Below are 20,044 nucleotides of genomic sequence, written 5' to 3'. Positions count from 1 at the left end.
GCATTGAAATTCCTCGCTGTCCTTACCGTGCGGAACGAAGCGGCCTTCCTGCTGGAATGGCTTGCGCATCACCGCGCCGTTGGCTTCACCGACTTTCTGGTGTTTTCCAATGACTGTCAGGACGGCACCGATACCATGCTGGACCGGCTGGACGCGATGGGGCTTGTGACCCACGTGCGCAACGATGGCCCCTATGCCAAGGGCGGCATCCAGTTCACCGCGCTCAAAGCCGCCGCCGACATGGCCCCGGTGCAACAGGCCGATTGGATTCTGCCGCTGGATGTTGATGAGTTCGTCAATATCCACACCGGCGATCACACCCTGCCCGCGCTGCTGGCCGCCCTGCCCGATGCCACTGCAATCACCCTGACCTGGCGGCTGTTCGGCAACGCCGGTGCGATCCGGTACGAGGATCGGCCCGTCACCCAGACCTTCACCCGCGCGGCACCCAACGTGCTTTATTGGCCTTGGCGCGCGTCGATGTTCAAGACGCTCTACCGCAACGATGGCACCTACGCCAAACTGGGCGTGCACCGCCCGCGCAGCCCCAACAAGGACCGGCTGGAGAATGCCCGCTGGTTCGATGGCGAAGGCCGCGCGCTGGACCGCAAATTCGCCACCAACCGGATCTTTTCCCCCTACGGCCGCCCCAATCACGCGCTGGTGCAGCTCAACCACTATCCGCTGGGCGCGATGGAAACCTATGTGCTCAAGGCCGACCGTGGCCGCGCGGTGCATTCCGATCACATGCTGGACCTCGATTACTGGGTCGAGCGTAATTTCTCCACCGACGACGACCGCACCGTGCAGCGCCTCGCCCCGCAGATGCAGGCCGAACTGGACCGGCTGAAGGCCGATCCCCAGCTGTCGGACCTGCACCAACAGGCCGTCACCTGGCGCAAATCACGGTTCGAAACCCTGCTGAAACGCGAACCTTTCCGGGCGCTTTTTGGCCGCTTGCTGATGACCCCACCCACGCGCCCCGTGTCGCAGCGGGCCGCGCGCTATCTGGTGCATCACGCCAATCTGGGCCGCAATTCTGACCCGGACTAGCCCAGAATGCCCTAGGATTTTCCGCAATTTCGCCCCAATGCGCGCCTAGATTTTACTCAACTGACATCCGCCCGAATGCGGAGCATATGAGGAAATACTGGCATGCTGGACGCGCCGAACCCTTTGGATACCCCGCTGAATGGCCTGAAAAAAGCCGCGTGGTTGAAGAAGTTGGAGCAGATCACCGAAGAAACCGGCTTTTTTCAGCCTTTGGGCGAGCGTCATTGCGCCGGCTACATTGACGAGAAGCCGATTCTTCTGGTCACGTTCGAAACGATCCAGGGCATTCAGGCCCTGTCGGAAACCGCTCAGCCTCTGGGCTGGGATCTTGCGCGCGCCTTTGGCTGGTCGCACCTCAGCGTGATCAGCGACGGCGACACCTGGTTCCGTGATTCGCATGTCTATGGGTTTTTCGACCGCCTGATCGACGATGGCTTCTTCGAGGAATTCGAGCGCGTTGTGTTCTACGGCGCCGGTCCCTGCGGCTATGCGGCATCGGCGTTTTCCGTCGCCGCCCCCGGTGCCACCGTCGTGGCGGTGCAACCGCAGGCCACGCTGGATCCGCGCGTCACCGAATGGGACGACCGCTTTATCGAAATGCGCCGCACCTCTTTCACCGATCGCTTCGGCTATGCCCCCGATATGCTGGACGCCGCCGATCAGGCGTTTGTGCTTTATGATCCGACCGAGGATCTGGACGCCATGCACGCCGCCTTGTTCACCCGCCCCAACGTGACCAAGCTGCGGATGCCCAACATGGGCGACGCGCTGCAATCGGAACTGCTGGCGATGGAAATCCTGTTTCCACTTCTGGCCCGCGTTGGCGAGGGAAAATTCACCGCCGCCGACTTCGCCAAGCTGTTCCGCGCCCGGCGCGAGCACCCCTCTTACCTGCGCGGGTTGCTGGCGCGGCTGGATGTGGCCGACCGCCCCTATCTGGCCACGATACTGTGCCGCAATGTGCTGGCGCGGATGAACGCCCCGCGCATTCGTCGCCGCCTGGACGCGCTTGAAAAGGCCGCAGCCGAAGGCAAGATCGACATTCCGCCCGCCCGCAGCTGATTTTTGCGCAATAGCCCACTGGCCCAAAGCCCCGCGATTGTGTAATCGCGGGGCATGAGCACATCCATCACCATCCCCCGGCCCGATGACTGGCACCTGCATCTGCGCGACGGCGCGATGCTGGGCGCTGTCCTGCCCGAAACCGCCCGCCACTTCGCCCGCGCCATCATCATGCCCAATCTGGTGCCGCCCGTGGTGACCGCTGCACAAGCCGCCGCATATCGCGACCGGATCCTTGCGGCGCTGCCCGAGGGGATGCAGTTCGACCCGCTGATGACGCTCTATCTGACCGAACAGACCGACCCCGCCGATGTGGCCGCCGCGCATGCCTCGGGTCTGGTCAAGGCGGTCAAGCTTTACCCCGCCGGGGCCACCACCAACTCTGCCTCGGGCGTGACAAATTTCGACACCGTCCGCCCGGTGCTTGAGAAGATGGCCGAAATCGGCCTGCCGCTGTGCGTGCACGGCGAGGTGACAGACCCCGACGTGGATATCTTCGACCGCGAGGCCGTGTTCATCGACCGCGTGCTTGACCCGGTGCGCCGCGCCACACCCGGCCTGCGCGTGGTGATGGAACATATCACCACCTCAAACGGGGTAGAGTATGTTCAGGCCAACGCCGCAGACCTTGGTGCGACGATCACCACCCACCACCTGATCATCAACCGCAATCACATCCTGGTGGGCGGGATCAAGCCGCATTATTATTGCCTGCCCGTCGCCAAGCGCGAAAGCCACCGTTTGGCCCTGCGCGCCGCGGCCACCTCGGGCGATGCGCGGTTCTTTCTGGGCACTGACAGCGCCCCGCACACCGATGCAAACAAGGAAATGGCCTGCGGCTGCGCCGGCTGTTTCACCGCGACCAACACCATGGCCCTGCTGGCGCATGTGTTCGACGAAATGGGCGCGCTGGACAAGCTGGAGGGGTTCGCCTCTCGCAACGGCCCCGGCTTTTACCGCTTGCCGGTGAACACCGCCACGCTGACGCTGACCAAATCCGACGCGCCCGTGACCTTTCCCACCAAGATCGCCACCGACGACGGCCCCGTAACCGTCTTCGACCCCGGTTTCCCCGTTCACTGGCAGGTGCAGCCCTGATTGCACCCTGTCCAAATCCTCCCGCCGGACGTGCCAGACCTTTTGGGCAGAGGCCTCCGGCGGGGATATTTGGAAAATGTGAAACCCAACGGCCCTGCCCGCAAAAGGACATCCCATGATCCCCTCCTCCTTCCCCGACCAAGCCGAAATCGCCCGCCTGACCGCGCGGATGCTGCTGGAAATCAAGGCCGTGCATTTCAATGCGGACGAGCCGTTTACCCTGGCCAGCGGCCTGCCCAGCCCGACCTATATCGATTGTCGCAAGCTGATTTCCTATCCGCGCATCCGCAGCACGCTGATGGATTTCCTGACCGTCACCGTGATGCGCAACGCGGGCTTCGAGGCGTTTGACAATATCGCCGGCGGCGAAACGGCGGGTATTCCCTTTGCCGCGCTGGTTGCCGAACGGATGGCCCTGCCGATGACCTATGTGCGTAAAAAACCCAAAGGCTATGGTCGCAACGCCCGTATCGAAGGCATGATGAGCGAGGGCGAGCGGGTTCTGCTGGTCGAGGATCTGACCACCGATGGCGGCAGCAAGCTGAGCTTTGTCGATGCGATTCGCGAAACCGGCGCCACCTGCGGGCATACGGCGGTGATCTTCTATTACGGCATTTTCCCGGACACGAAAAAGACCCTGGGCGATCATGGGATTCAGCTGCACCACCTGTGCACATGGTGGGATGTGCTGGCCGAAGCCAAGGATTCGGGCGCGTTCGATGCGCACACGCTGAAAGAGGTCGAAGCCTTTCTGATGGCGCCGCGCCCCTGGCAGGATGCCCACAAAAAGGGCTGATCCCTTCGCGGGCGCTGCGCGGTAACCTGCCGTAACTCCACAAGGGGATGCGGCAGGCCGTCATATATATTGACGCAAAGCCCCCGCTTCAGACATGATATGGTGTGGTACGGGATGCCCACAGCTTATCCCCAGAAACATACAATTTGCCCTGACGCGTCGCATTTCCTATGACAGACGGCCAAAGGGACGGGAACAAAATGAACGAGATTGCCACGCTCAGCACCACCGCGCTCAGCACAACCGGGGCCACCACGCCCGAGACGCGAAGCGCCGATCCCATGCCGCATTCCATCGAGGCCGAGCAGCAGCTTCTGGGTGCGATCCTGACCAACAACGACATCTATGACCGCGTCGCCGCGATCATCACCTCGGCGCATTTCTATGAGCCGGTACATGCCCGCATCTATGAGGTGGCCGCCGCGCGGATCGCCAAGAACAACCTCGCCTCCCCGGTCACGCTCAAGGCGTTTCTTGAGGATGACGAGGGGCTGAAAGAGCTTGGCGGCCCGGCCTATCTGGCGCGTCTTGCGGGGGCGGCCATCTCGGCCTATGCGGCGCGTGATTACGCGCAGATGATCTATGATATGGCGATCCGGCGCGAGCTGATCGGTCTGGGCAACAACATTTCCAGCAAGGCCGCCAAGGTCGATGTCGCCTCGGAACCCAGAGAGCAGATCGTCGAGGCCGAACAGGCGCTGTATAAACTCAGCGAGCAGGGCAAGACCGACAGCGGCTTTGTTTCGTTCCTCAAGGCTGTGACTGAAGCCGTGCAAACCGCCAATGCCGCCTATCAACGCGACGGCGGGCTGGCGGGGATTTCCACCGGGCTAAGCGATCTCGACAAGAAACTTGGCGGGCTGCACCCGTCCGACTTGCTGATTCTGGCCGGTCGCCCGTCGATGGGCAAAACCTCGCTGGCCACCAACATCGCCTTCAACGTCGCCAAAGCCTATAAGCGCGGCACCCGCCCGGACGGAAGCGAAGGCGCGGTTCAGGGCGGTGTCGTCGGCTTCTACAGCCTCGAGATGAGCGCCGAGCAGTTGGCGGCGCGGATCCTGTCCGAAGCGGCCGAAGTGCCCTCGGAACAGATCCGCCGCGGTGACATGACCGAAACCGAATTCCGCCGCTTCGTCGAGGCCGCGAAATCGCTCGAATCCTGTCCGCTGTTCATCGACGACACGCCCGCCCTGCCGATCAGTCAGCTGGCGGCCCGGGCACGTCGCCTGAAACGGACCCACGGGCTGGACCTGCTGGTGATCGACTATCTTCAGCTGTGCCGCGCCGCAGGAAAAAGCGAAAACCGGGTCAACGAGATCTCGGAAATCACCATGGGCATGAAGGCGATCGCCAAAGAGCTGAACATCCCGGTGATCGCCCTGTCACAGCTTAGCCGTCAGGTCGAAAACCGCGAAGACAAGCGCCCGCAGCTGTCCGACCTGCGTGAATCCGGTTCGATCGAACAGGACGCCGATGTGGTCATGTTCGTCTTCCGCGAGGAATATTACAAAGAGCGTGAAAAGCCCGGCGATCACGAGCTTGAGAAGATGGCCGCCTGGCAGGACGAAATGGAACGCCTGCACGCCAAGGCCGAACTGATCATCGGCAAGCAGCGTCACGGCCCGATCGGCACGGTGGACCTGAGCTTCGAAGGGCGCTTCACCAAGTTCGGCAATCTGGTCAAAGCCTGGCAACAGGGGGCAGAGGGCGATTTCTGAGGCCTTCGCCTGCGGCGGGCGGGGCACGGGGGGCGTCGCCCCCCAAACTTCCACAGTCGGCAGGGGATAAACCTTCCGCCCGCGTATATTTTGGCAAAATGAAAGAGCACGGAATGCCCTTGACCTCGGGGGCGGACCTGTCAAAACAAATCCATGAGCACCGCGACATTAACGATCGACCTTGAGGCCCTGACCGCAAACTGGCGGACGCTGAATGCCGCGTCGGACACGACGGTGGAAACCGCCGCTGTGGTCAAGGCCAACGGCTATGGCCTGGGCGCCGGGCGCGTCGCACGGGCGCTGGCACGCGCGGGCGCGCGCAAGTTCTTTGTCGCCCTGGCCGAGGAAGGCGCCGAACTGCGCCAAGCCTTGGGGCCGGGGCCGGAAATCTGTGTGTTTTCAGGGCATATGCCGGGCGATACCGACATGATCCATGATCTGTCGCTGGTGCCAATGCTCAATTCCATCGACCAGATGCTGCGCCATGTCGAGGCCCTGCCGGGCCACCCATTCGGCGTGCAGCTTGACACCGGCATGAACCGGCTGGGGATGGAACCCGGAGAATGGGCCGCCCTGCGTGACATCGCGCTGACGCAGAACATCAAGCTGATCATGTCGCACCTGGCCTGTGCCGATGCCCCCGACCACCCGATGAACGCGCAACAACTGGCCGCGTTCCGGCAGATGACCGACGGCTGCGATGTGCCGCGCTCGCTGTCGGCGACCGGTGGCATCCTGCTGGGGTCAGATTATCATTTCGACCTGACCCGCCCGGGCGTCGGCCTCTATGGTGGCCTGCCCTTCGCTGCCGCCCGCCCGGTCGCTGCAATCAGCCTGCCTGTCATACAGATACGCGACCTCGACCCGGGCGAGACAGTGGGATACTCCAACACCTGGACCGCCACGCAGCCCACCCGCATTGCCACTGTCGCTGCGGGCTATGCCGATGGCATCCTGCGGGTCATGGGGCCGAACACGCAGCTGTTTGCCGACGATATCGCCTGCCCGTTGCGCGGCCGCATCTCGATGGACTTGATCACCGTGGACATCACCCACCTGTCGGAAGATCCCAAATCGCTGGACCTGCTGAATGACCGTCAGACCGTCGATACGCTGGCCGATAACGCGGGCACGATCGGCTATGAAATTCTCACCTCTCTGGGCGCGCGCTATCAGCGCCGCTATGTAGGCGCATGAACATCACCTCCCCCCTTGCTGCAGTCGGCCGTCAAGTACTGGCGATGCTCGCCCTGATCGGCCAGGTCTCGATCTATGCGGCCCAGACCGTCAGCCACCTGCTGCGCCCGCCGTTCTATGGCCGCGAGTTCCTGCACGCGCTGGTGCAGATCGGCTGGCTGTCCCTGCCGGTCGTCGGCATGACCACGCTGTTTACCGGTGGCGCGCTGGCGCTTCAGATCTACGCCGGCGGTGCCCGTTTCAACGCCGAGGCCGTGGTCCCCTCGATCGTCGCCATCGGCATGGTGCGTGAGCTTGGCCCCGTTCTGGGAGGCCTGATGGTGGCCGCCCGCGTCGCCTCCTCCATCGCCGCCGAGATCGGCACAATGAAAGTGACCGAGCAGATCGACGCCCTCGTCACCCTCTCGACCCACCCGATGAAATACCTCACCCTGCCCCGCGTGCTGGCCGCCACTCTGGCCGTGCCGGTGCTGGTTGGCGTCGGTGACGTGATCGGCATCATGGGCGGCTATCTGGTGGGCATCACCCGGCTCGACTTCAACGCCGCCACCTATATGAAAAACACCATCGACTTCCTCGAAACCTTCGACGTGGTCTCTGGCCTGATCAAGGGCGCGGCCTTCGGCTTCATCGTCGCCCTGATGGGCTGCTTTTATGGCATGAATTCGGGCCGCGGCGCACAGGGCGTGGGCCGTGCCACCAAATCCGCCGTCGTCGCCGCCTCGGTCCTGATCTTCGCCGCCAACTATCTGCTGACAGAGTTGTTTTTCTCCGCATGATCCAGCTTACCGACGTTCACAAAGCCTTCGGTTCCAACCGCGTGTTGCGCGGCGTGAACCTGACGATCCCCAAGGGCACCTCGATGGTGATCATCGGCGGCTCGGGCACCGGCAAATCGGTGGCGCTGAAATGCGTGCTTGGCTTGGTGCGCCCCGACAGTGGCACCATCACCGTCGACGGGTTGAACGTCGAAAAAGGCGACCGCGACGCGTTTCTGGCCAAGTTTGGCATGCTGTTTCAGGGCGGTGCGCTGTTCGATTCGCTGCCCGTCTGGCAAAATGTTGCCTTCCGCCTGCTGCGCGGCAGCCTCAAACGCCCCAAGGACGAGGCGCGCGAGATCGCCATCGAAAAGCTCCGCCGCGTCGGCCTCAAACCCGACGTCGCCGACAAATACCCGGCCGAGCTGTCGGGCGGCATGCAAAAGCGCGTGGGCCTTGCCCGCGCCATCGCCGCCGAGCCGGAAATCATCTTCTTTGACGAGCCGACCACCGGCCTTGACCCGATCATGTCCGGCGTCATCAACGAGCTGATCCGCGAGATCGTCGTTGAAATGGGCGCCACCGCCATGACCATCACCCACGACATGACCTCGGTCCGTGCCATCGCCGACAACGTCGCCATGCTGCACGACGGGGTGATCAAATGGACCGGCCCGGTCGCCCAGATGGACGACTCCGGTGATCCCTACCTTGATCAATTCATCCACGGCCGCGCCGAAGGCCCGATCGAAGCGGTCCGCTAACCGCCCGCCCACGGCCTCGGCCCCCGCATCACACCGCGGCGGCCCCGTGGCCCGGCGAAAAACACCGCCGCCTCTGGCACAGCGCCGCGCCGCCCCCTAAATATCCCCTATGAAATACGCCAACCTCGCCCTGCTGGTCCTGTTCCCCATCGCATGGTTCGCGCCGCTGCTGCGCGCCGGGCTGCTGCCACTGTTTGGCCTCAGCGAAATCAGCGTCATCTCCGGGCTGCGATCGCTCTGGGGCACCGATGTGGCGCTGGCGCTGCTGGTCACGCTGTTTGCCCTCGTGGCGCCGATGCTGAAAACCCTCGGGCTGGCGCTGATCCACTTCGACCTGCTTGACCGTAAAACCCTGCCGATCCTGACCATTGTCGGCAAGCTGGCGATGGCCGATATCTTCCTGATCGCGCTCTATATCACCATCGCCAAAGGCATCGGCGTCGGGCGGATTGAAACCGCTTGGGGCCTTTACCTCTTTACTGCCTGCATCCTGGCCTCGCTGGCGATCAGCCACCTGACCGCGCGTCGCCATCCCGACCCCGTCTGAGCGCCCGCTTGCACAGACCGGCGGCTTGGGGCATCACTCCCCCATGGCAAAACCCAACAGCTTTTCGTGCACCGCCTGCGGCGCCACATTCAACAAATGGTCCGGCCGCTGCGACGGCTGCGGCGAATGGAACTCGATCGTCGAGGATAAACCGCTCTCTGCCGGTCCCGCCTCGAAATCCCTCGGCGCGCGGCGCGGCCATTCGGTCCACCTGACCGACCTCTCCACCAAAGAGACCCCGCCCCCGCGCACCCATTCCGGCATGAACGAGCTTGACCGCGTGCTCGGTGGTGGCCTCGTTCCCTCCAGCGCCATCCTTGTCGGCGGCGATCCCGGCATCGGCAAATCCACGCTGCTGCTGCAAGCCGCCGCCCGCTTTGCTCAGGCCGGACTGAAAACCATCTACGTTTCCGGCGAAGAGGCCAGCGCCCAGGTCCGCATGCGCGCCCAACGGCTGGATCTGACACAGGCCCCGGTGCAACTGGCCGCCGAAACCAACCTGCGCGACATCCTGACGACGCTGGAGGCCGAAAAACCCCAACTCGTCATCATCGATTCGATTCAGACCATGTGGGCCGACAACGTCGAAAGCGCCCCCGGCTCCGTCAGCCAGGTCCGTGCCGCCTGTCACGAACTGACCACCTTTGCCAAGCGCCGCAATATGTCGGTGATCCTTGTCGGCCACGTCACCAAAGACGGTCAGATCGCAGGCCCGCGCGTGGTCGAACACATGGTCGATACCGTGCTCTATTTCGAGGGCGAGCGCGGCCACCAGTTCCGCATCCTGCGCGCGGTGAAAAACCGCTTCGGCCCGGCGGATGAAATCGGCGTGTTTGAAATGACCGGCGCCGGACTGGCCGAGGTGCTCAACCCCTCTGCGCTGTTCCTGTCCGAACGTGGCCAGCCCAGCCCCGGATCGGTAGTGTTTTCCGGCATCGAAGGCACCCGCCCGGTGCTGGTCGAATTTCAGGCCCTCGTCGCCCCCACCCCGCATTCCCAACCCCGCCGCACGGTGGTGGGCTGGGATGGCGGGCGGCTGGCGATGATCCTCGCCGTGCTCGAAGCGCGCTGCGGCATCCCCTTCGCCGGGCTTGATGTCTACCTCAACGTTGCGGGCGGCATGAAAGTGTCCGAACCCGCCGCCGATCTGGCCGTCGCCGCCGCGCTGCTTTCCGCACGCGAGGACGTGGCCCTGCCCGCCGACACGGTGGTTTTCGGGGAAATCAGCCTATCGGGCGCCTTACGCCCGGTCGGTCAGACCGAAAACAGGTTGAAAGAAGCGCAAAAACTTGGTTTCACCACAGCAATCGCTCCGTCAGGTGGTAAACCGGGCGGCGACGGTGGAATGACGCTCCGGCAATACGGGGATCTGACCGCCTTCGTGGGGGATATTTTCGGCGCCGGATAAGCGCGACTAAACAGGGACGGGAAACGCATGGACGGCTTTACCATCATTGACGGCGTTGTGGCGCTGGTCATCATTCTCTCGGCCCTGCTGGCCTATTCGCGCGGGCTCGTACGCGAGGCGCTGGCCATCGCGGGCTGGGTCGCCGCCGCCGTCCTGGCCTTCATCTTCGCGCCGCAAGTGCAACCTCTGGTCAAGGAAATCCCCGTCGTCGGCGATTTCATCTCTGACAGCTGCGAATTGTCGATCATCTCGGCCTTTGCCGCCGTGTTCGCGCTGGCGTTGGTGCTTGCCTCGCTCTTCACCCCGTTGTTTTCCTCGCTGGTGCAGCGCTCGGCCCTGGGCGGGCTGGATCAGGGGCTGGGCTTCCTCTTTGGGGTGCTGCGCGGCATCCTGCTGGTGGCAATCGCCTTCTTCGTCTACGAAACGGTCGTTACCTCGCAAGACATCACCATGGTCGATGACAGCCGCTCGGCCAAGGTCTTCGGCCGCATGACCGGCAAGATCGAGGACCGCGATCCCGAACAGGCGCTCGGCTGGATCACCCAGCAATATGAACAGCTCGTCGGTGTCTGCGAGAAATAATTCGCGGGCAGATTTCATACGAATACCGCTTAAAAAAAGGCCGCCACGCGCGGCCTTTTTCATGCCTCACGCACGCAGGCCCCACCGCCGCGATCACGTTTTGTGATCCTTTCGTGACACTGGCGCCACTTGCGCCTATGTAAGGCTCAACTGCCCGCCAACGGATTCGGAGCCACCCTTGTCCAAGCATATGCCCCCCGCCCATCCTTTCGACTTTGACGCCCTCAGCCCCTTCGATGACGGCGACAAACTAAAAGAGGAGTGTGGCGTTTTCGGCGTTCTCGGCGTGGCCGACGCTGCCAATTTCGTGGCCCTCGGCCTGCACGCCCTGCAACATCGCGGACAAGAGGCCGGCGGCATCGTCTGCCACCACCCCGAGTTCGGATTCAACTCCGCCCACCGTTTCGGCTATGTGCGCGACAACTTCACCAATGCGACGCTGATGCAAACCCTGCCGGGGCCGCTCGCCATCGGCCATGTGCGCTACTCCACCGCCGGGGCCAAAGGCGCCGTGATCCGCGACGTGCAGCCATTTTTCGGCGAGTTTTCAATGGGCGGTGCCGCCATTGCCCACAACGGCAACATCACCAACGCCATCGCCCTGCGCCGCGAACTGATCGAACGCGGCTCCATCTTCCAAAGCTCGTCGGACAGCGAATGCATCATCCACCTGATGGCGCGCTCGTTGCAAAAAGGCATCCCCGAACGGATGGAGGACGCCCTGCGCCGCGTCGAAGGCGCGTTTTCCATCGTCGCCATGACCCGCACCAAACTGATCGGTGTGCGCGACCCGCTGGGCGTGCGCCCGCTTTGCCTTGGCAAGATCGGCGATGGCTGGGTGCTCAGCTCGGAAACCTGCGCGCTCGACATCATCGGCGCCGACTATGTCCGCGAGATCGAGCCCGGCGAGATGGTCGTGATCGACGAAAAAAGGGGCGTGCAAAGCCACTTCCCCTTCCGCCGCGTCCCATCGCGGTTTTGCATCTTCGAACATGTCTATTTCTCGCGCCCCGACAGCATCATTGGTGGTCGCTCGGTCTATGAAACCCGACGTCAGATCGGTGTGGAACTCGCGCGCGAGGCCCCGGTTGACGCCGATCTGGTCTGCCCCGTGCCCGACAGCGGCACCCCCGCCGCCATCGGCTATAGTCAGGAAAGCGGTATTCCCTACGCCATGGGCATCATCCGCAACCAATACATGGGCCGGACGTTCATCGAACCGACCGAGCAGATCCGCAACATGGGCGTGCGGCTCAAGCTCAACGTCAACCGCGCGCTGATACGTGGCAAGCGGGTGATCCTTGTGGACGACAGCGTCGTGCGCGGCACCACCAGCCGCAAGATCAAGCAAATGATCCTTGATGCCGGCGCCGCCGAGGTGCATTTCCGCATCGCCAGCCCGCCCACCGCCTGGCCCTGCTTCTACGGTGTGGACACGCCGCAGCGTGAAAAACTGCTGGCCGCCACGATGAACGAGGAAGAAATGCGCGAGCATCTGGCCGTCGACAGCCTCAAATTCATCTCGCTTGACGGGCTTTACCGCGCCGCGGGCGAGGCCGAGGGCCGCAACAACAAATGCCCGCAATATTGCGACGCATGTTTCTCGGGCGAATACCCGGTGGCCCCCTCGGACATGATCGAAAAAGGCTTTCAGCTGAAGGCGGCGGAATAACCGCCCGCCTCGGCCTGACTCTCAGCAGCTTCCCCTGACGCAGCCCGCCTGCGTCAGGCCAGCCCAAACGCCCCCCTATACCGATGCCCCCGCACAGGCCCCAGACCCGGCAAGCTCCCGCCGATCGCGCGCGCGCCACCGGCCATCGGCCGCCGCCATCGCACAGCCCCCCTTTCGCTCCCCCGTGCCGCATGTCATTCGCCCTGCTCCACCACCACCCCGCGCCTCCGCGCAGCAAGGCCAGATCAGGACCGAGATGACCCAATCCACACCCGCCCCCTCCAATGCCACCACAGCGCAGGCCGCGACGCAGGAAAACACCCTGCCCCTGACCGGCGTTACCCTGATCGGCACCGTGATCGCGCCCTCCGGGCCAACCGCCTTCGTCCGCCTTGCGCGCGGCGCCGTCAAACGCGTCACCCCCGGCGACCGGATCAACGGCGCGATTGTGGCCGCCATTGGCGAAGGCACGCTGCACCTGCAACGCGGCAGCAGCGTCACCGCGCTGACCATGCCCGGCAGCTGACCCTTGCCCGCCCGGCCGCGCGCCCTTACCCTGCCGCGCGACACTGACGAAAGGCCGCCCCATGTCCCTGCTCGCGCTTGATGCCCGCTGGCGTCGTTTCAACGACCCGGCCCGCAAATGCCCCTGTTGCGGGCAAAGCTTTTCGGGCGTGTTCGACATCGGCTTTGATCACCCCGATGGCTGGCCCCATGCCCCGCGCGACGATCAGCCCTTCGTCAAATCCGGCGAGGATCAGCTTGCGCCCGACCTGTGCCGCCACGGCGATCACCGCCTGATCCGCGCAGTCCTGACCCTGCCGCTTCAGGGCAGCGATGACGCCGTCCACCTCAGCCTCTGGGTCCGGCTCGATCCCGCTGACTTCTATGCCTACCTCGAAAGCTGGGACACCGGCGATGAAACGCCGCTGCCCGACTGCCCCGGCGTGCTCGACACCACGGTTCCGGGGCTGTCGCCCGCCACCCCCACGGCCTGCATGCTGACGTTTCCCGCCAAGGGCCAGCGCCCGACGATCACCGCCAACGACGGCCCGCTGCGCGAGGCGCAAACCCTCGGCATCTCGTTCGATCACCTGCTCGACCTATATGCCGCCTGCGATCAGGACATCCGCCCGCACCTGATGCGCGACTAAACCACGCGCAGACCCGCCCGCCGCTTTGCCGCCTCTTGACCTTTTGCGCCAACCGCAGCAAACACCCCGCATGACGCAGAAAATCGCCCTCATCACCGGTGCCTCCCGCGGCCTTGGCGCAGGCCTTGCCGAAGCGCTGTGCCACAGCCATCACATCGTCGCCGTCGCCCGCACAACCGGCGCGCTGGAAGAGCTGGACGACCGCATTCAGGCCGCTGGCGGACAGGCCACACTGGCGCCGATGGACATCACCAACGCCGATGCCATGGCGCAGCTCTGCCGCTCGATCTATGACCGCTGGGGCACGGTCGACCTCTGGGCGCACACCGCAATCCACGCCGCCCCGCTGGCCCCCGCACAATTCATTGACGCCAAGGATTGGGACAAGTCCGTTGCCTGCAACGTCACCGCCTCGGGCCGACTGATCACCTATGTCGCCCCCCTGCTGGGCGAAGACGGCACCGCGCTGTTTTTTGACGACCCGCGCGGCGGGCAGAAGTTCTTCGGCGCGTATGGCGCCACCAAGGCCGCGCAGATCGAACTGGCGCGCAGCTGGGCCGCCGAAACCATCAAGACCGGCCCCCGCGTGCAGATCCTCGAACCCCGCCCGCTGGCCAGCGCCAACCGCGCGCGGTTCTTCCCCGGCGAGGATCGCAGCCCCCTGATCGCCCCCCGCGACGAGGCCCTGCGCCTGCTCGCCACGCTCTGACCACAGCGCCGCTTGCGCGCTTGCCCCCCCGGCCCGGCTCCACTACTAAGAACCAAGGGCAAAACAGGGGCAGACAGGTGCGCATTCTCATCACCAACGACGACGGTATCAACGCACCGGGACTGGCCGCGCTGACAATCATTGCCAACGATCTGGCAGGTCCAAAAGGCGAGGTCTGGACCGTGGCCCCGGCCTTTGAACAATCCGGCGTGGCCCACTGCATCAGCTACACCCACCCGATGATGCTCGCCAAATTGAGCGAGCGCCGTTTCGCCGCCGAAGGCAGCCCCGCCGACTGCGTTCTCGCCGGGCTGCATCACGTGCTCGAAGGTGCCCGCCCCGACCTGATCCTGTCAGGCGTCAACCGTGGCAACAACTCGGCTGAAAACGCGCTCTACTCCGGCACGCTGGGCGGCGCGATGGAGGGGGCCCTGCAAGGCGTGCCCTCGATGGCGCTGTCGCAATACCTCGGGCCTGATAATTTTCAGTCCGATGATCCCTTCGAAACCGCGCGGGTCCACGCCGCTGACCTGATCCGCAACCTCTTGGCGCAAACGCCAGAGGATGACGAAGATTACCGCCTGTTCTACAACATCAACTTCCCGCCGGTGTCCGCCGCCGCCGTCAAAGGCACCCGCGTCGTGCCACAAGGGTTCCGCCGCCATACCCACTTCGGGGTCGAACCGCACCGCTCGCCGTCGGGGCGGCAATTCCTGTGGATCAAGGGCGGCGCACAGCATATTCCCACCGCCCCTGATACCGATGCCGCCGTCAATCTTGACGGCTATATCTCGGTCACACCGATGCGCGCCGACCTGACCGCACATGATATGCTGGACCGGCTGAAAGCCATCGAATGACCGACGATGCGGATGATGACGCCACACGCAAAATGCAGTTCCTCTTCGCCCTGCGCTCCAAAGGCGTGACCGATCGGCGTGTGCTGTCGGCAATGGAACGCATCGACCGCGGCGCCTTCATCAAAGGGCTGTTTGCCGCCCGCGCCTACGAAGACATGCCGCTGCCCATCGCCTGCGGCCAGACCATCAGCCAGCCCTCGGTCGTTGGGCTGATGACGCAAGCCCTGAATGTCACCGCGCGCGACAAGGTGCTCGAGGTTGGCACCGGCTCGGGCTATCAGGCCGCGATCCTGTCGCTGCTGGCGCGCCGGGTCTATACCGTGGACCGCCACAAGCGTCTGGTCCGCGAAGCGCGCGAGGTGTTCGCCGCGATTGATCTGGCCAATATCACCGCTTTCACCGCCGATGGCAGCTTTGGTTTGCCCGATCAGGCGCCATTTGACCGCATTTTGGTCACCGCCGCCGCCGAAGACCCCCCCGGACCGCTCTTGGCCCAATTGAAAATCGGCGGTATCATGGTATTGCCTGTGGGCCAGTCCGACGCAGTGCAAAGCCTGATCCGGGTCACCCGGACCGAAGACGGATTTGAATATGACGAGTTGCGCCCGGTGCGCTTCGTGCCCCTTGTCGAAGGGCTTGGGCGCGACACCTGACCGGGGAATATTGGCGCGTAAATAACATTGACGGTAACCAAACCCCGACCAACAAGGGGTGGTAACAGAGGAAATCGAGATGACCCACACACGCCGCAGACCGCTGGCCCGCCTTGTTCTTGCCGGTTCGGCGCTTGCCCTTCTGGCCGCCTGTGACGAACCGCTTGATTTTGACCTGCGCGGTAATTTCGGAAATGCGTTCAACACTTCGGACGCGGCCCGCGCCGCCACCGGACGGCGCCCGCGCCCCGACGATCGCGGCATCATTTCCTATCCCGGATATCAGGTGGCCGTCGCCCGGCGCGGCGATACCGTCACCGATGTGGCACGCCGCATTGGCGTCAACTCGGCCGAGTTGGCGCGCTACAATGGCATGAAAGCCGACGACCCGCTGCGCAAGGACGAAGTGCTGGCCCTGCCCGGTCGCGTCGCCGAACCCTCGCCCGCCACCGGCGCGCCCGTCGTGGGCCCGATCCAGCCGCCCAGCTCGGTCGATATCGCCTCGATCGCCGGTAAGGCCATCGACGACGCCGCGCCCGCTCCGGTCGAAACCACCGCGCTGCCCCCCGCATCGCCGACGTCCACCGGGGCAACACCGCAAATCGGGATCGAACCGATCCGCCACAAAGTGGCACGCGGTGAAACCGCCTATACGATCTCGCGGCTGTACGGCGTGACCGTGCGTGCGCTGGCGGAATGGAACGGGCTCGGCCCCGATTTCGCCATCCGCGAAGGCCAGTACCTGCTGATCCCGGTTCCCGACGCCCAAGCGCCCACGCGCAACCTTGCCGCAGTCGCGCCGGTCGCAGCAACCACGGTGCCCGGTCAGGGAACCCCCACGCCGACCCCGCCAAGCGCCACACAGCCGCTGCCGAAAGAAGTCACCAAACCCGCCGCAGTCGCTGCGCCCAAACCCGCAGCCCCCGATCTGGGCAAGACCCAGACCAAAACCGCCAGCAAGGCCCGCATGGCCATGCCGGTTCAGGGCGGCATCATCCGCGACTATGCCAAGGGCAAGAATGACGGCATCGACATCTCCGCCGCCTCTGGCACCGCCGTCAAAGCCGCCTCTGCGGGCACGGTTGCCGCCATCACCTCGGATGCCGACCAGATCCCGATTGTTGTGATCAAGCACCCTGACAACCTGCTGACCGTTTATGCCAATGTGGACGGCATCACCGTCAAGAAGGGCGACACCGTCGCGCGCGGACAGAGCATTGCCAAAATCCGCGAAGGCAAGTCGAACTATGTGCATTTTGAAGTGCGCAACGGCTTCGACAGCGTCGACCCGACGCCGTACCTGCAATAAGCCTCTGCCCCGCCGCGCGCCCAAAGGCCTCCGGCGGGGATATTTGGAAAATGTGAATGCCAGCGAGCGCGCTGCCAAACCCCGATCCGAGTGGTTAAAGGCTGACGCCCTTGCGCCCGGCCAGATCGGTAAAGAACTGCCACGCCACCCGGCCCGACCGCGACCCGCGCGTGGCCTGCCACTCGATCGCCTCGGCGCGCAGCTCGGCCTCGTCCACCTCGACGCCGTGGGCCGCGCAATAGCCGTGGATCATGTCCAGATAATCGTCCTGCGTGCACGGATGGAACCCCAGCCACAGCCCGAAACGATCACTAAGCGACACCTTTTCCTCAACCGCCTCAGAGGGGTTGATACCGCTGCTACGCTCGTTTTCGATCATGTCGCGCGGCATCAGGTGGCGGCGGTTCGACGTGGCATAGAACACCACGTTTTCCGGCCGCCCTTCGATCCCGCCATCCAGCACCGCCTTCAGGCTTTTGTAGTGCTGATCGTCGTGGCCAAAGCTCAGATCGTCGCAGAACAGCACAAAGCTCGCATCACTGTCGCGCAGAAGGTTCAGCAGCCGCGCCACGCTGGGCAGGTCTTCGCGTTGCAGTTCGACGATTTTCAGCGGCAATCCCTGACGGCGCACCTCGGCATGGACCGCCTTCACAAGGCTGGATTTCCCCATGCCCCGTGCGCCCCACAGTAGCGCGTTATTCGCAGGCAATCCGCGCGCGAACTGCACCGTATTGGCCAGCAGCGTATCACGCGACCGGTCAACCCCGATCAGCAGGTCCAGTGCCACCCGGCTGACCCGCGTAACGGGTTCCAGGCGGTCCGGCTCCACATGCCACACAAAAGCATCAGCGGCGGCGAAATCCGGGGCCTTCAGCGGCGCCGGGGCCATCCTCTCCAGCGCCTGAGCAATCCGTTTGACCTGCTTCTTCACTTGTCCTCATCCGTATCGAATTCGGCCATCAGCGGGTCGTCGCCTTCGTCTTCGTCCTCGTCGTCATAAAAGCCTTCGGCCCGCAGACGCTCCTCGCGCTTGGTTTCAACCCGGCGCACAAGGAAGATCGAGATCTCATACAACCCGTAAACCACCACAAACAGAATGACCTGCGTGATCACATCCGGCGGCGTCACCAGCGCGGCCAGCAGCAAAATGCCCACAACCGCATATTTGCGCACATTGCCCAGCCCCTCGGCGCTGACCAACCCGGCCTTGCCCATCAGCGTCAGCAATACCGGCAGCTGAAAACACAGGCCAAACGCCACGATGAACTTGATCGTCAGGCTCAGATATTCCTGGGCCGACCCCTGGAACGCGATCCCGGCGGTGGCATTGTTCACCTCGTCGCTCAGCACCGTGCCCGGCTGCTGAAAGCCAAGGAAGAAGTCGAACGCCATCGGCGTGACCACATAAAACGCAAATCCCGCGCCCAGAAAGAACATGAACGGCGAGGCGATCAAAAACGGCAGAAACGCACCTTTTTCCGATTTATACAGCCCCGGCGCCACAAACCGCCACATCTGATAGGCGATATAGGGAAACGACAACAGCAATCCCCCCAAAAGCGAGATCGAGATCGCAACAAAGAAACCTTCCTGCAGCTTGATCAGGATCAGGCCGCAATCCCCCTGCCCGCGATCGGCCATGGCCGCACACAACGGATGGGTCAGAAAGTTGAAAATCGGGTTCCACACGGTGAAACAGATCACCATGCCGATGATAAACGCGGCCACCGAATGGATCAGCCGGTTCCGCAACTCCGCCAGATGCTCGATCAGCGGCGCGCTGCTGTCCTCGATGTCGTCAGTCTTGGTCATGCCTTGTCCTCAGCGACAGGGGGCTTTTTGGCCCGCGGCTTTGCCGGTGCCTTCGCCTTCGCCTTTGACGCGGGCTTGGCCGCAGCACTGGCACTGGCCTTCGCCGCCGCCCCGGCAGGCGCTTTCTTTGCCGCCGGTTTGCGCGCCGCAGGCTTCTTGACCGCAGGCTTCTTAACCGCAGGCTTGGAGGCCTCTGCCTTCGCACTCACGGGCTTCGGGGCCGCAGACGGCGCAACTGCCGCGTCGGCCTCGACAACCGCATCCACCGCCTTGCGGTCCAGCGCCTTTTGCGCCGCCGCATCGTGGATCTTCTTCGCGGCCTCGGCCCGCTCCTCCGCGAGCTTCGCGGTCTCCGACCCCGGCTCCCAGTTCTTGAAGCTGTCCGTCGCCTCTTTGATCTTGTCCAGACCCATCTGCTTGGGGTTCACCGCCGCCTTCAGCGATGCGGTAACATCCTTGACGCCGCTGTCATCAGCGGCATCCTCCATCGCCCGGCTGAATTCGCGCGCCATGCCCTTGGCCTTGCCCACAAACTGCCCGACCGAACGAAACAGCCCCGGCAGATCCTTGGGACCCACAACAATCAACGCGACAATGCCGATGAGCAGCAGCTCGGTCCAGCCAAGATCAAACATGGATTACGCCTTGTCCTTCTCGGTCTCCGGCGTCACATCCTTTGCAGCATCAACGGTCTGATCCTCAAGTTCCTTGGTGCTGTCATTCACGCCCTTTTTGAACGCGGTAATGCCCTTGCCAACTTCACCCATGAGCGAGCTGATCTTGCCGCGCCCGAAAAGTACCAGCACCACAACGGCGATCAGCAGAAGGCCCGGAAGCCCGATATTGTTCAGCATGATGTCTCTCCCTTGCTGAGGCCCTGTACCGGGCCCTC

Annotated in this window: 22 protein-coding genes; 18 read left to right on the top strand and 4 right to left on the bottom strand. The window is 63.8% G+C overall.

What is annotated here, in order from left to right:
* Positions 1 to 3 precede the first annotated feature (3 nt).
* The 18 genes from BSF79_RS10790 (at position 4) to BSF79_RS10705 (ending at position 17,340) form a co-directional block, all read left to right on the top strand.
* Complete coding sequence (locus BSF79_RS10790; RefSeq protein WP_090269901.1) at positions 4 to 1,053, top strand: glycosyltransferase family 2 protein; 1,050 nt, start codon at positions 4 to 6, stop codon at positions 1,051 to 1,053.
* A gap of 102 nt (positions 1,054 to 1,155) precedes the next feature.
* Positions 1,156 to 2,115 carry a phosphoadenosine phosphosulfate reductase gene (locus tag BSF79_RS10785; protein WP_090269900.1) on the top strand — a complete coding sequence of 320 codons (960 nt, stop codon included), beginning with the start codon at positions 1,156 to 1,158 and terminating at the stop codon, positions 2,113 to 2,115.
* Positions 2,116 to 2,169: 54 nt separating this feature from the next.
* Positions 2,170 to 3,213: a dihydroorotase gene (gene pyrC / locus BSF79_RS10780; RefSeq protein ID WP_090269899.1), complete on the top strand. Its 1,044-nt coding sequence runs from the start codon at positions 2,170 to 2,172 to the stop codon at positions 3,211 to 3,213.
* A gap of 115 nt (positions 3,214 to 3,328) precedes the next feature.
* On the top strand, positions 3,329 to 4,009 hold the full coding sequence (locus tag BSF79_RS10775; protein WP_090269898.1) for an orotate phosphoribosyltransferase: 681 nt from the start codon (positions 3,329 to 3,331) through the stop codon (positions 4,007 to 4,009).
* Between the two features lie 200 nt (positions 4,010 to 4,209).
* The gene (locus BSF79_RS10770; protein ID WP_090269897.1) at positions 4,210 to 5,727 is read left to right on the top strand and encodes a replicative DNA helicase; all 1,518 of its coding nucleotides are present in this window, start codon (positions 4,210 to 4,212) and stop codon (positions 5,725 to 5,727) included.
* Positions 5,728 to 5,880: 153 nt separating this feature from the next.
* On the top strand, positions 5,881 to 6,924 hold the full coding sequence (alr, locus tag BSF79_RS10765; RefSeq protein WP_090269896.1) for an alanine racemase: 1,044 nt from the start codon (positions 5,881 to 5,883) through the stop codon (positions 6,922 to 6,924).
* The gene (locus BSF79_RS10760) at positions 6,921 to 7,703 is read left to right on the top strand and encodes an MlaE family ABC transporter permease (protein WP_090269895.1); all 783 of its coding nucleotides are present in this window, start codon (positions 6,921 to 6,923) and stop codon (positions 7,701 to 7,703) included. The genes alr and BSF79_RS10760 overlap by 4 nt, the downstream gene beginning before the upstream one ends.
* Positions 7,700 to 8,446, top strand: a complete 747-nt coding sequence (locus BSF79_RS10755) for an ABC transporter ATP-binding protein (RefSeq protein WP_090269894.1) — start codon at positions 7,700 to 7,702, stop codon at positions 8,444 to 8,446. The genes BSF79_RS10760 and BSF79_RS10755 overlap by 4 nt, the downstream gene beginning before the upstream one ends.
* 109 nt (positions 8,447 to 8,555) lie before the next feature.
* A complete protein-coding gene (locus tag BSF79_RS10750) occupies positions 8,556 to 8,993 on the top strand; it encodes a paraquat-inducible protein A (RefSeq protein WP_090269893.1) in 438 nt (145 codons plus the stop codon).
* 43 nt (positions 8,994 to 9,036) lie between these two features.
* Positions 9,037 to 10,401 (top strand): DNA repair protein RadA, encoded by a 1,365-nt coding sequence (radA, locus tag BSF79_RS10745; RefSeq protein ID WP_090269892.1) that lies wholly within the window; start codon positions 9,037 to 9,039, stop codon positions 10,399 to 10,401.
* A 27-nt stretch (positions 10,402 to 10,428) separates the two neighbouring features.
* Positions 10,429 to 10,983, top strand: coding sequence for a CvpA family protein (locus BSF79_RS10740; protein ID WP_090269891.1), 555 nt, complete (start codon positions 10,429 to 10,431; stop codon positions 10,981 to 10,983).
* 190 nt (positions 10,984 to 11,173) lie between these two features.
* Positions 11,174 to 12,655: an amidophosphoribosyltransferase gene (gene purF / locus BSF79_RS10735; RefSeq protein ID WP_090269890.1), complete on the top strand. Its 1,482-nt coding sequence runs from the start codon at positions 11,174 to 11,176 to the stop codon at positions 12,653 to 12,655.
* A gap of 256 nt (positions 12,656 to 12,911) precedes the next feature.
* Positions 12,912 to 13,181 carry a hypothetical protein gene (locus BSF79_RS10730; protein WP_090269889.1) on the top strand — a complete coding sequence of 90 codons (270 nt, stop codon included), beginning with the start codon at positions 12,912 to 12,914 and terminating at the stop codon, positions 13,179 to 13,181.
* 61 nt (positions 13,182 to 13,242) lie between these two features.
* Positions 13,243 to 13,809 carry a DUF2199 domain-containing protein gene (locus BSF79_RS10725; RefSeq protein ID WP_090269888.1) on the top strand — a complete coding sequence of 189 codons (567 nt, stop codon included), beginning with the start codon at positions 13,243 to 13,245 and terminating at the stop codon, positions 13,807 to 13,809.
* A 70-nt stretch (positions 13,810 to 13,879) separates the two neighbouring features.
* The gene (locus BSF79_RS10720) at positions 13,880 to 14,518 is read left to right on the top strand and encodes an SDR family NAD(P)-dependent oxidoreductase (protein ID WP_090269887.1); all 639 of its coding nucleotides are present in this window, start codon (positions 13,880 to 13,882) and stop codon (positions 14,516 to 14,518) included.
* A 77-nt stretch (positions 14,519 to 14,595) separates the two neighbouring features.
* Entirely contained in the window at positions 14,596 to 15,378 is a 783-nt protein-coding gene (surE, locus tag BSF79_RS10715; protein WP_090269886.1) for a 5'/3'-nucleotidase SurE, read from the top strand.
* Complete coding sequence (locus tag BSF79_RS10710; RefSeq protein WP_090269885.1) at positions 15,375 to 16,031, top strand: protein-L-isoaspartate(D-aspartate) O-methyltransferase; 657 nt, start codon at positions 15,375 to 15,377, stop codon at positions 16,029 to 16,031. Before surE ends, BSF79_RS10710 begins: the two co-directional genes overlap by 4 nt.
* Before the next feature lie 79 nt (positions 16,032 to 16,110).
* A complete protein-coding gene (locus BSF79_RS10705) occupies positions 16,111 to 17,340 on the top strand; it encodes a LysM peptidoglycan-binding domain-containing protein (protein ID WP_090269930.1) in 1,230 nt (409 codons plus the stop codon).
* 94 nt (positions 17,341 to 17,434) lie between these two features.
* Here BSF79_RS10705 and BSF79_RS10700 read toward each other — a convergent pair whose 3' ends face one another.
* From BSF79_RS10700 to tatA, 4 genes are read right to left on the bottom strand one after another with little or no spacing between them, the layout of a single operon-like run.
* A complete protein-coding gene (locus BSF79_RS10700) occupies positions 17,435 to 18,229 on the bottom strand; it encodes an ATP-binding protein (protein WP_090269929.1) in 795 nt (264 codons plus the stop codon).
* Positions 18,230 to 18,267: 38 nt separating this feature from the next.
* Positions 18,268 to 19,152, bottom strand: coding sequence for a twin-arginine translocase subunit TatC (gene tatC, locus BSF79_RS10695; RefSeq protein ID WP_090269884.1), 885 nt, complete (start codon positions 19,150 to 19,152; stop codon positions 18,268 to 18,270).
* The gene (tatB, locus tag BSF79_RS10690; protein WP_090269883.1) at positions 19,149 to 19,787 is read right to left on the bottom strand and encodes a Sec-independent protein translocase protein TatB; all 639 of its coding nucleotides are present in this window, start codon (positions 19,785 to 19,787) and stop codon (positions 19,149 to 19,151) included. Before tatB ends, tatC begins: the two co-directional genes overlap by 4 nt.
* Before the next feature lie 3 nt (positions 19,788 to 19,790).
* Entirely contained in the window at positions 19,791 to 20,006 is a 216-nt protein-coding gene (gene tatA / locus BSF79_RS10685; RefSeq protein WP_090269882.1) for a twin-arginine translocase TatA/TatE family subunit, read from the bottom strand.
* Between the last annotated feature and the right edge of the window lie 38 nt (positions 20,007 to 20,044).

The sequence above is a fragment of the Thalassovita taeanensis genome (assembly GCF_900110775.1).
Taxonomy (GTDB): domain Bacteria; phylum Pseudomonadota; class Alphaproteobacteria; order Rhodobacterales; family Rhodobacteraceae; genus Litorimicrobium; species Litorimicrobium taeanense.
This window is presented reverse-complemented; position numbering and strand designations above follow the sequence as displayed.